Below are 11,182 nucleotides of genomic sequence, written 5' to 3' on the forward strand. Positions count from 1 at the left end.
TTTCATGCGCGTAGGTGTGATCACCGGCTCCGGCAGCTACGACTGGCCCCACCTGGAGGAGGCGGCCGAGCGGACCGTCGTCACGGAGCACGGGGAGGTCAACGTCACCGAGGGGCGCCTCGGGAACGCGGAGATCGTGCAGCTGTCCCGGCACGACGCCGGGCACCACCGGCTCTCCAGCCAGGTGGACCACAAGGCCAACCTGGCTGCTCTACTGGCCTGCAAGGCGCAGGCCGTGGTGTCGTTCACCGTCTGCGGTTCCCTCGACCGGGACCTGCGGCCGGGCTCCCTGGTGGTCTTCGACGACCTGTACTTCCCCGCGAACCGCCTGCCCGACGGCACACCCTGCACCTGGTACGACACACCCGGCGAGGCGGGCCGCGGCCACTGGATCTTCGACCGGCCCTTCAGCGAACCGCTGCGCCAAGCGCTGATCACCGCCGCCGAGCAGACCGGGGTGCCCGTAGCGACGCAGGGTGTGTACGGACACGTCGACGGCCCCCGTTTCAACTCGCGCCCGGAAGTGGCCGCCCTGGCCGCAGCCGGGGTCAGTGCCGTCAGCCAGACCGCGGGACCGGAGGTCGTGCTGGCCGGTGAGGCCGAACTGCCCCTGGCGCTGGTCGGTTTCGTCACCGACTACGCCAACGGCGTCGCCGCCGAACCGGAACCGGTGCAGGCGCTGCTGGAGCGCATGGCGGCGAGCAAGGAAGTCTTCGCCATGCTGGCCGGGCACGCGCTGCCTTCCCTGGACAGCGTGAGCGGAGCCGGCTTCGTGTACCGGTTCGACGCGTGAGCGCCGCCGGCCACGGGGGCACCCCCGCGATCCTGGTCATGGCGAAACCGCCCCGGCCCGGCACGGTCAAGACCCGGCTGCACCCGCTGCTGGGTCCGCAGCGCTGCGCGGAACTCCAGGCCGAACTCATCCGCCACACCATGGAACTGACCGTTGCCCACACCCCGCGTACCTACCTCGCCTACGCCCCGGGTGACGGCGAGGACGCCATCAGCACGGCAGTGCCGGCCGGCGTCCGGTGGCTGCTTCAGCGTGGTGAAGACCTCGGACAGCGCCTGGCCGCGGCCGTCACCGACGCCTTCACCGACGGCGCGGGCTCGCTGCTGGTCATCGGCACCGACGCACCCACCCTCACCGACGACCATCTGAGCGCCGCGTTCACCACCCTGGACACACACGACGTGGCGCTGGGCCCCGCGCTCGACGGCGGCTACTACCTGATCGGCCTTCGAGTACCCCACACCTCGATCTTCGCCCTCGACCCGGATGTCTGGAGCACCGACCGGGTCCTCGCGGCCACCCGCGCCCTCGCCCACGGCGAAGGGCTCAGCGTGCGACTGCTGCCTCCACTGCGGGACCTGGACACCCCCGAGGACGCCACCGCGCTCCTGACGGATCCGGCGCTGCCCCCGCCGATCGCCGCCCTGCTCAAGCCCGCGGAGAGACCATGACGCAGGTGTCGATCATCGTCCCGGTCCTGAACGAAGAGGCCACGATCCACGGTGCGGTGAGCCGCCTGTGCCGGGACTTCCCCGGCTGCGAGCTGATCTTCGTGGACGGCGGCTCCACCGACGCCACCGTCGAACTCGCCGCCCTCCACGCCACCGTGATCACCAGTGAGCGCGGCCGGGCCAAGCAGATGAACGAGGGGGTCCGGCACGCGTCCGGCGACATCCTGTGGTTCATCCACGCCGACACCGCCATCGATCCCGAAGCCGTGGGCCAGATCCGCACCGCGCTCGCCGACCCGGCCGTGGTCGGAGGCGGCCTCACCCTCCGCTTCGACCGCCAGACACCCGGCCTGAACTACCTCGCGTGGACATCCAACGCCCGCGCGCGGCGCCTCCACCACATCTTCGGCGACCAGGCCATGTTCATCCGCCGCACCGCCTTCGCCGCCCTCGGCGGCTTCCCCGACCTGGCCATCATGGAGGACCTGGAGATGTCGCGGCGCCTGCACCGCCGCGGCCGACTCCGCCTGCTGCCCGCCACCTCGACGGCCTCGTCACGCCGCCTGGTCGCTCACGGGACCTGGCGCATGATCGCCTTCATGCAGTACCTGAAGCTGCTGTACTTCGCCGGCGTCGATCCCGAGGCCATCCGCGCCCGCTACACCGCCGGTCCCCGCCTCGTGCGGACCCGATGCCCGTCAGCGGCACGAACCAGCCGGACCTGAACGCCTTCCCCTCCTCTCTTCTGCCTTCGACACTTTGGAGACCGACCCCATGCGCATCGCCGTCTGCGGAGGGCCTTACGGGAACCCGTACGCCCTCCAGGCGTTCGTCGACGACGCCCGTGCCCGCGGTTGCGAACGCCTCTTCTGCCTGGGTGACCTGGGCGGATTCGGCGCCGACGTGAACGCGTTGTGGCCGATCCTGACCGACAACGGCATCGAGTGCGTCGCCGGAAACTACGACGTGGCCATCGCAGGCGGTGACACCGACTGCGGCTGCGGTTACCGCGACGCCAAGGACAACGAGTACGCCCAGCTGATCTACGATCACACCCTCGCCACCACCGGCCGCGAATTCGCCGCATGGATGGGCACCCTGCCCACCGAGCGCCGGGAGACGATCGACGGCGTCGACGTCCACATGGTCCACGGCTCGACCCTGGCGCTGAACGACTTCTGGTGGGAGTCGCTCCCCGAGGAGCAGCACCGCCTGCGGGCCGAGGCGTCCGGGGCCGACGTCGTGCTGTGCACCCACAGTGGCCTGCCCTGGCAGCGGCGCATCGGCGACACACTCGCCGTCAACGTCGGCGTGCTCGGTAAACCCGCCAACGACGGCCGCCGCGACGTCTGGTACGCGATGCTCGACCTTGCTGACGGGCACGTCACCGCCGAGCTGATCCCACTCGCGTACGACTGGCAGGCGCAGGCCCGCTCGATGCGCGCCGCGGGACTCCCCGAGATCTTCGCCGAGACCATCGAGACCGGCTGGTGGACCACCTGCCTGGAGATCCTGCCACCGCGCGAGCGCTCCCGGGGCCGCTACCACCTCTACCGCTCCACCCTGCCCTCGGGCTTCCGCCCGGCGGACGACGGCTGGGGAGAGACCGCACCCCAGGCCCTGGAGGGCGACCGGCCCGTGGTCCCGCTGTTCGGCACCCCCTACTTCCCGTCGCGGCTGTGGCTCTACACCAACTTCCACTGCAACCTGGCCTGCGACTACTGCGCGGTCGCCTCCTCCCCGAAGGCGGCTCCCCGCACCCTGCCAGCCGCCGCCTTCCGCGCCCTGGTCGACGAGGCCGTACAGGCCGGGTTCACCGAGCTGTATCTCACCGGCGGTGAGCCCTTCCTGCACCCTGACATCGTCGGCCTCCTCGACTACGCCTCCGCCGAGTTGCCCACTGTCGTGATGACCAACGCGATGCTGCTGCGAGGCCGCCGCGCCGCCGGCCTCGCGGATCTAGCCAGCCGCAAACTCACCGTGCAGACCTCCCTGGACGGCGCCACCGCCCAGACCCACGACCTCCACCGCGGTTCCGGCTCCTGGCAGCGCACCCTCGACGGCATCCGCCACCTGATCGGCCTGGGATTGCCTCCGCGCGTCGCCCTCACCGAAACCGAGGACAACACCCACGAGGTCCCCGGGGTCGCCGAGCTGCTGGCCGGACTCGGCCTGGCCGCCGACCACTTCGCCGTACGTCCGCTGCTGCGCCGAGGCTTCGCCGAGACCGGAGTGGAGATCGGCGAGGACTCCAGCGTCCCCGAACTGACCGTCACCGCCGACGGGCTGCACTGGCACCCCGCCGGCGCCGACCTCGCCACCAGCCCCGATCTCCATCTCGCGCCCGCCGGAACCCCGCTCACCACGGGCAAACAACTGGTCACCGAGCGGTTCTTCGCCGCCCGCCTCACCGACGGCACCCTGCCCCGCCCCGTCCACTGCGCCATCTGACCCGTACGCGTACGGAAAGGAAGTCCACCATGCAGCCACATGTCGCGATCCTCGGCGCCGGACCCGTCGGCCTCGACGCCGCTCTCGCCTGCGCCGACGCCGGATGGCCGTTCACCGTCTACGAAGCCGGGGACACCGTCGCCGCCCACGTACGGGCCTGGGGCCACGTCCGCCTCTTCACACCCTGGGACCTCAACGTCTCCCGCCGGATGCGCACCCATCTACCCCACGCCCCCCATGGCGGTGACTGGCCGACCGCAGCCGAGCTCGCGACCCGCCTGCTCGACCCGGTCGCCGCACTGCCCGCCCTCCAAGGCCGCATCCGGCTGTCCACCCGCATCGCCGGCATCGCCCGCACCGGCCTGCTCAAACACGAGGAGATCGGCACCGACACCCGTGCCGCCGCCCCCTTCACCCTCCTCCTGGACACCCCCGACGGCGAGGACACCGCCGAGGCGGATCTCGTCCTGGACTGCACCGGCACCTACTCCCACCCCAACACCCTGGGCCCCGGCGGCATCCCCGCCCCCGGCGAACGCGTCCTCGCCGAGCGCATCACCCGCACCCTCCCGGACGCCGGCGACACCGGCCGCTGGGCGGGCACCGTCCTGCTCGTTGGCGCCGGAAAATCCGCCCAGACCGCGGCCCGCGACCTCGCCGCCCTGCCCGGTACCCGGGTCGAGTGGGTGGTACGCAGTCCGGCTCCCGGCTGGGGCGCCGTACCGGACGACACGCTGCCTGGCCGTCAGCACCTCGTGGACACCTCCCGGGCCCTCGCGGACGGCGCCAACGACCGGCTCACCGTCCACACCGGTGCCCACGTCCAGGCCCTGAGCACCGTCGGCGACCGGGTCCGCGCCTTCCTCACTACCGCGGGCGGCCCGCGCGAGATCGTCTGCGACCACGTCGTGGCGCTGACCGGGTACACCGGCGACGCCTCCCTCTACCGGCAGTTGCAGGTCCACGAGTGCTACGCCACCGGCGCCCCCATGAACCTCTCCGCCGCCCTCCTCGGATCCGCGGGCGGGGACTGCCTCGCCCAGCCATCCGTCGGGATCGAGGCCCTGCGCAATCCCGAGCCGCACTTCTTCATCCTCGGCGCCAAGTCCTACGGCCGCCTCAACACCTTCCTGCTGCGCACCGGCTACGAGCAGATCGACCAGCTCAGCGCCGCCTACACCGAAGAATCGCTGCTGCTACCTGCCGGTACGTAAGCGCGGTCACATACCTTCCCGATGCACTGGTCATAGCGTCGACCAGGAAGGAAGGCACACGCAGACAGAGAGGTCGTACACCATGGCAACCACCGCGCAGGTATCGCCGAGAGCCGCCGTCATGCCGCTGCACGCTGCTTGGGGCGCCGCTGCCGGCGTCGTCGGAGGCATCGGCATGGGCATCTGGATGTCCGTCTCCAGGCCGATGATGGACACCGCGATGATCACGATGGTCGCCGGTCTGCTGGGCTCGACGAACGCCGTCGCGGGCTGGCTCATCCACCTGGCCATCGCCGTCTCCTTCGGCCTGGCCTTCGGCGCGCTCCTGGGGAGTTACGCCCAGAAGATGGTGCCCGCCGCTGTGCTCGGGCTGGGGTTCGGAGTCGTGGCCTGGCTGATCGGAGCGATGTGGATCATGCCCGCGAACATGGGCATGCCGGTCTTCGAGTGGAACGACGTCACCAGCTCCAGCTTCGGCGCTCATCTCGTCTTCGGGCTGCTGCTGGGACTGGCCTTCGCCTGCATCGCCTCGATGATGGGCAAGAAGCGCACAGGGTCGGCCTGAGCATGGGACGCACACCGCCCAAGTCAGCCCGGCGCCCCGGGCGCGCCCCCGCCCCGGGGTGCTCCACCGGAGGGGTCTCTTTCACTCGAAGAGGTGCAGGTGAGCGGAGGCGTCCCTGGCGAGGTACAGGTGCCCTATTGTCTGGCTGAGGAGGCCGACGTCCTGGCGGGCCCGCCCTGGGGTGCGGCACCACCGCCCTGGGCCCCGGGCCGACGCGAGGACATAGGCCGCATGCGCGAGACCCATCAGGGAGACGCCGACCGTACCTGGTGCCTGTCCGAAGTCGACATCTTCTGCGACCTGAGCGAGCCGGAGATGGCGGCCATCGCGGCAGCCGCACCGATGAAGACCTACACCGCCGGCGAGATCCTCTACTCCCCGCCCCAGCCGTGCGAGGTGCTGTTCATCCTCAAACGCGGACGCATCCGCGTCTTCCGCGTCTCCGCCGAGGGCCGCGCCCTGACCACGGCGATCGTCAACCCCGGCACGATCTTCGGCGAGATGGTGCTGCTCGGACAGCGTATGTACGGCAACTACGCCGAGGCCCTCGACGACGTCACCGTCTGCGTCATGAGCCGCGACGACGTACACCGGCTGCTGCTCTCTGACCCGAGGATCGCCGCACGGATCACCGCGATCCTCGGCCGCCGCCTCGCCGACCTCGAACAGCGCCTGTCCGACACGGTCTTCAAATCCGTCGCCCAGCGCGTCGCCTGCACCCTGATCACCCTCATCCCCGCGAACCCGCCGACCCGGCCGCTGCGCCCCGTGGCCGGACACCCGCAGGTCACGCTCACTCATGAGCCAGGATCGAGGCCAGGTGCGCGACGACCATCACCCATGTGACTCAGAGCTCTGGATTCGCCTTCGAGGCCGACCACTACCGCACTATCCCGGGCTGCGTGGCGGTAGCCGCTGTGTGATCCGGTTGAACAAGTCCGTCAGCGGCTCGCTGACGTCCTGACCGAACTCGGTCAGCCCGTAGGTGACCTGGGGCGGCGTCGTCGGCTCTACCTCCCGCCAGACCAGGCCGTCCTGGACCAACGCGCGCAGGGTCTGAGCGAGCATCTTTTCGCTGATGCCCTGGATGCTGTCCCGCAGCTCGTAGAACCGAAGGTCGTTGCTCCGCAAGGAGATCAGCACCCAGATACCCCATTTGCTGGTCACGTGGTCGACCACGTCACGCGCGGGGCAGTCGGTGTGAAACACCTCATACCGATGGCCCGCCTCAGCCTGCGTCAGCTGCGCACCTTCCCTCATGTCCGGAGCTTACCCCGGGGTATGTTCTTACGAAAAGTAAGCCCAGCTCGTAGCGTCAATTGCCTCAGTGCACAACGGACTAGGAGCTGAACATGATCGTAGTGACCGGGGCTACCGGCAATGTGGGCCGACCTTTGACGCAGGCCCTGGCCGAGGCGGGCGAGCAGGTGACGGCGGTGTCGCGGCACGCGGCGGCGATGCCGGACGGAGTCCGGCATGTGGCGGCCGACCTGGCCGAGCCGACAAGCCTCACACCCGCGCTGGACGGGGCGAAGGCGCTGTTCCTCTTGTTGTCCGGCAACCTGCACGCCTCCGACGCCAGGCCGACCGACATCATCGCCCTGGCCGCGGCCAGAGGGGTCCGCCGGGTCGTCCTGCTGTCCTCGCAGGGCGTGGCGACCAGGCCGCTCGGCCCGTCGCGGGTCGCGATGCGCAAGGTGGAGGAAGCGTTGCGGGGCTCCGGCCTGGACTGGACCGTCCTGCGACCGGGCGGTTTCGCCTCCAACGCCTTGGCCTGGGCGGAGTCCGTCCGCACGCAGGAGACGGTCGCCGCGCCCTTCGGCGATGTGGGGGTGCCGGTCGTCGATCCGGCGGACATCGCCGAGGTCGCGGCGGCCTGCCTGCTGGACGACCGGCACACCGGCGGGGTGTACGAGCTGACCGGGCCAGAGGTGATCACACCACGTCAGCAGGCGGCGGCCATCGCCGCCGCACTCGGATCGCCTGTACGGTTCCACGAACTCACCCGCGACGAGGCCAAGGCCACGATGACCCAGTTCGTGCCGATGGAACTCGCCGACGACACCCTGGACATCATCTCCGCCCCGAACCCCACCGAACTGCGGATCAGCCCGGACGTGGAGCGAGTCCTCGGCCGCGCCCCGCGCCCCTTCAACGACTGGGTCGCCCGCAACATCGCCGCTTTCCGCTGAGGCACAACTCAACCGAAGCACCCGGGCAGCCTCGTGCGGCTGCAGCCGCACGAGGCGCTGAACATTCTGCCGTTCCCAGAACAAGGGGAGAGGCCGGCAGAAGTTGCCAGGTAGAGCGGGCGCCAATACCCCAACGGCTCACTGACTGTCGTCCCCGCCCCACCCGCTGCCCTGCGAAGGCGCTCGCTCGGTTCCATGTCTTCCAGGAAAGCGGTCACGGATGTCACGAGCCCGGGATGTTCGGAACTGATTCGAACATGAATGGCAATTTACCGGGTTCTGATCCACTCTGTGTGGAGCAGTTGCGGAGCGTCACGACGTTCAGTCGGCGCGGAGGATCTGGAGACGGAGTAGGTCGAAGCCGGCGCGGCCGTATCCGTCCCTTTTGATCCGTTTAGAAGTTACGTGGAATCACGCCGAGGGGTGGATCTTCCGTCCTCGGCGTTACTACGCACAGCGGGGCTGCGTTGTCCTCATCGATGGTCGGGAACGAGAAGTGGCCGGTGCTGGGGCGGCATGAGCGGGCGGCGGAATGGCTGCAGATGTGGAGCGATCTCGGTCGTGCGCCGCGGACGATCGATGCCTACGCCCGCGGCTTGGTCGAGTATCTGGAGATGTGTGACCGGGAGAACGTCGATCCGCTGACTGCCAGCCGGTCCCATATTGCCATCTATGTATGGTAGTTGACCGACCGGCCCAGCCGTCGCGGGGCGAATGTGATCTCGATCGACTCTGGATCGGGACTGGCGAACGCCACCATCCAGCAGCGGCTGGTGCCGGTGCGGCTGTTCTACGACTTCCTGGTGGAGGAGGGACTGCGCGAGTCCAACCCGGTGGGCCGGGGTCGCTACACGCCGGGCCGGCAGCGGGGTGGGCACCAGCGCGGTCTGGTGCCCCGGCTGACGAAGCTGCCGTGGATTCCCAGCGAACAGCAGTGGCTGGAGATCTTGGAGGTCGCCCGTGCCGAGCCGGTGCGCAACCGGTTGATGCTGGCCCTGGCCTACGACGCCGCGCTGCGGCGTGAGGAGTTGTGCTCGCTGCGGACCGATGATCTGGATCCGGCCCACCGCACGCTGCGGGTGCGGGCGGAGACGACGAAGAACCGGCTGGAGCGGGTGGTTCCGTACTCCGCGTCGACCGGTGTGCTGATGTCGGCCTACCTCGCTCACCGGGCCACGATCAGCCGGGCGCGAGGGGCGCTGTTCTTGTCGGAGTCCCGGCGCAACCACGCTCAGCCGCTGAGCCTGTGGACTTGGTCGAAGGTGGTCCGCCGGATCGCCCTGGCGGCCGGGGTCCCGCGATTCTCCACGCACACCACCCGGCATCTGTGCCTGACCGATCTGGCCCGGATGGGCTGGGAGTTGCACGCGATCGCCACCTTCGCCGGCCACCGGAACACCGACGGGGGCGTCGATAAATTGATGGAGCGTGTCACGTCAGCCTGTCGTTGATGTTGCGTGCATGACATAGGCGGCGAGTTCGCTGGGGTCGACGAGTCGGATGGGCAGTGGTTCTGCGTGGTGGCCGTGTTGCTGGAGCAGGGGCCGGACCTGCTTGATCAGGGTGCGCATCTGGTTCTCGCCGATGCGGAAGAGGTGGGCGGTCAGTGAGCAGGGCAGCCCGCGCTGATCGAGAACGGCGGCCCAGATCATGCTTTCCACGGCGAGTTTGCGGTGACGGGGGCGCTGGCCGGTGGGCAGTTGATCGATCGACGTGCGTACGTCTGCGGTGAGTTGATCGAGTGCGTGTCGGGTCATCCCGGTCAGTACGGGGTGGGTTGCCATGGCGGTGTCGAAGGTGTGGGCGTGACGGGGGTGGGCCCGGCGGGTGGGTGGCTGGAGGGGCGCGGCGGGGACGCCGGGCTGGGGCGGGATCGCGTAGTTCCACTCGCCGTGGAAGCTGGCGGGGGTGATGGTGAGCGCGGCGGCGTGCTGGGCGTCGATCTCGATACCGGTGGGGTAGGTGCCCTCGTCCAGGTGGGCGTTCACGCTCAGCCCGGTGCTCGTGGTGGTGGCCGCGATGAGGTTCAGGGCGACTTCGTAGCTGGTCAGGGGGCGGGCCCGCCAGTTCATCGAGATGAACGAGAACAGACGATGCTCCACTTTGTTCCATTTCGACGTGCCGGGCGGTAGGTGGCACACACTGATCTCCAGGCCGGTCTCGGTGGCCAGGGCGGCGAGGTTCGCTTTCCATGCCTTGGCCCGGGAACTGTTGGAGCCGCCACCGTCGGCAGTGATCAACAGGCGGCGCGCGTTCGGGTAGGCGGCCTGCCCCTCCTCCTTCCACCAGCGGCGCAGGGCGGCCACCGCGAACGCGGCGGTGTCATGGTCGGTGCCCACCACTACGTAGCCGGTGTTGCGTCCGACGTCGTAGATGCCGTAGGGGATCGCGGTGCCGACCGCCTGGGAGGGGAAGTCGTGATCGAGGACCTTCACGGGCCTGCCGGGCGGGGCCCATTCCCGCCCGGCCTGCGCGAACAGCCCGATCTGTTCCTTCTTCTTCGTGTCCACGCTGATCACGGGGTCGCCGGCGTCGAGGAACTGGCGCACCTTGTCGTTGAGGTGGTGGAACTGGGCATCGCGGTCCCGGTGACCGCTGCCGGCCAGGACCTTGGCGTTGCTCCGCAGGCTGAAGCCCGCCTCCTTCAACAATGCGGCGATCACGTCCCGACCCACCGCGCGGCCCTGGGCGGCGAGTTCGGTGGCCAGATGCCGCAGCGACTTCGTGGTCCAGGTCAACGGCCCTATCGGGTCACCTTGCGTGCTGTCCTCGACCAACGCCAGCAGTGCGGCTCGGAGCCCCGGGTCCTTCGCTGCCAGCGCGGGACGCCCCGCACCTCGCCGGCGTACCCGGCCATCGGGCTCGGCATCGTCCTCCAACTCGACCAGGCCCCGACTGACGCACCCCGTGGAGACCCCCGCGGCCCTGGCAACAGCCGCGATCCCGCCATATCCGAGTTGCCGCGCTTCCGCCGCATACAGCAGACGGCACTGCCGCTCGTTGAGATGCGGAGTCACCGCCTCGAACTTCGCCCGCAACGGACTGATCAACTCATCGAAACGGCCCATATCACATCAACGAACCCAAGTCCCGGAAGCAACCCGCAATTTCGCGACGCCTCCGACTCCACCCTTCAGAGGGTGTTCTGTGATGCTTCGTCGGGCTTCAGGTTGAGTCGGTGCGTGGCGTGGAGGGAGTCGGTCGGGGCAGGGTGAACAGGCCGGGTTCGGGTTCGAGGAGCAGGCCGCGGCTGACCAGGCGTTTCAGTTTCGCGCGGGTGCTTTCGGTGTGCCGCG

The 11,182-nt window shown here is 69.4% G+C and carries 12 protein-coding genes; 10 read left to right on the top strand and 2 right to left on the bottom strand.

All coding sequences use genetic code 11. From position 1 onward, the window contains the following. The first annotated feature begins 4 nt into the window (after positions 1–4). The 7 genes from QMK28_RS17265 to QMK28_RS17295 all read left to right on the top strand — a co-directional run bounded on the left by QMK28_RS17265 (position 5) and on the right by QMK28_RS17295 (position 6,540). On the top strand, positions 5–793 hold the full coding sequence (locus QMK28_RS17265) for an MTAP family purine nucleoside phosphorylase (RefSeq protein WP_326438841.1): 789 nt from the start codon (positions 5–7) through the stop codon (positions 791–793). Next, entirely contained in the window at positions 790–1,464 is a 675-nt protein-coding gene (locus QMK28_RS17270; protein ID WP_326438843.1) for a TIGR04282 family arsenosugar biosynthesis glycosyltransferase, read from the top strand. The genes QMK28_RS17265 and QMK28_RS17270 overlap by 4 nt, the downstream gene beginning before the upstream one ends. After that, positions 1,461–2,189, top strand: coding sequence for a TIGR04283 family arsenosugar biosynthesis glycosyltransferase (locus QMK28_RS17275; protein WP_326438845.1), 729 nt, complete (start codon positions 1,461–1,463; stop codon positions 2,187–2,189). The genes QMK28_RS17270 and QMK28_RS17275 overlap by 4 nt, the downstream gene beginning before the upstream one ends. 49 nt (positions 2,190–2,238) lie before the next feature. Beyond that, positions 2,239–3,915 carry a radical SAM protein gene (locus tag QMK28_RS17280; RefSeq protein ID WP_326438847.1) on the top strand — a complete coding sequence of 559 codons (1,677 nt, stop codon included), beginning with the start codon at positions 2,239–2,241 and terminating at the stop codon, positions 3,913–3,915. A gap of 29 nt (positions 3,916–3,944) precedes the next feature. Further along, complete coding sequence (locus tag QMK28_RS17285; protein WP_326438849.1) at positions 3,945–5,129, top strand: FAD-dependent oxidoreductase; 1,185 nt, start codon at positions 3,945–3,947, stop codon at positions 5,127–5,129. An 82-nt stretch (positions 5,130–5,211) separates the two neighbouring features. Then, positions 5,212–5,694 (top strand): hypothetical protein, encoded by a 483-nt coding sequence (locus tag QMK28_RS17290; protein ID WP_326438851.1) that lies wholly within the window; start codon positions 5,212–5,214, stop codon positions 5,692–5,694. 231 nt (positions 5,695–5,925) lie between these two features. Beyond that, the gene (locus QMK28_RS17295; protein ID WP_326438853.1) at positions 5,926–6,540 is read left to right on the top strand and encodes a Crp/Fnr family transcriptional regulator; all 615 of its coding nucleotides are present in this window, start codon (positions 5,926–5,928) and stop codon (positions 6,538–6,540) included. A 42-nt stretch (positions 6,541–6,582) separates the two neighbouring features. On the opposite strand, the gene QMK28_RS17300 is transcribed toward QMK28_RS17295, so the two are convergent. After that, positions 6,583–6,954, bottom strand: a complete 372-nt coding sequence (locus QMK28_RS17300) for a winged helix-turn-helix transcriptional regulator (protein ID WP_283471928.1) — start codon at positions 6,952–6,954, stop codon at positions 6,583–6,585. A gap of 92 nt (positions 6,955–7,046) precedes the next feature. Here QMK28_RS17300 and QMK28_RS17305 point away from each other — a divergent pair, with 92 nt between their 5' ends. The 3 genes from QMK28_RS17305 to QMK28_RS17315 all read left to right on the top strand — a co-directional run bounded on the left by QMK28_RS17305 (position 7,047) and on the right by QMK28_RS17315 (position 9,337). Further along, positions 7,047–7,886 carry an SDR family oxidoreductase gene (locus QMK28_RS17305; protein ID WP_326438859.1) on the top strand — a complete coding sequence of 280 codons (840 nt, stop codon included), beginning with the start codon at positions 7,047–7,049 and terminating at the stop codon, positions 7,884–7,886. 479 nt (positions 7,887–8,365) lie between these two features. Continuing rightward, the gene (locus tag QMK28_RS17310) at positions 8,366–8,569 is read left to right on the top strand and encodes a hypothetical protein (RefSeq protein ID WP_326438861.1); all 204 of its coding nucleotides are present in this window, start codon (positions 8,366–8,368) and stop codon (positions 8,567–8,569) included. Further along, on the top strand, positions 8,570–9,337 hold the full coding sequence (locus QMK28_RS17315) for a tyrosine-type recombinase/integrase (RefSeq protein ID WP_326438863.1): 768 nt from the start codon (positions 8,570–8,572) through the stop codon (positions 9,335–9,337). On the opposite strand, the gene QMK28_RS17320 is transcribed toward QMK28_RS17315, so the two are convergent. Continuing rightward, positions 9,323–10,954, bottom strand: a complete 1,632-nt coding sequence (locus QMK28_RS17320) for an ISAzo13 family transposase (protein WP_443050750.1) — start codon at positions 10,952–10,954, stop codon at positions 9,323–9,325. The two genes, QMK28_RS17315 and QMK28_RS17320, sit on opposite strands and share 15 nt — an antisense overlap. Between the last annotated feature and the right edge of the window lie 228 nt (positions 10,955–11,182).

This window comes from Streptomyces sp. H27-D2, from assembly GCF_035828615.1.
Classification (GTDB): Bacteria; Actinomycetota; Actinomycetes; order Streptomycetales; family Streptomycetaceae; genus Streptomyces.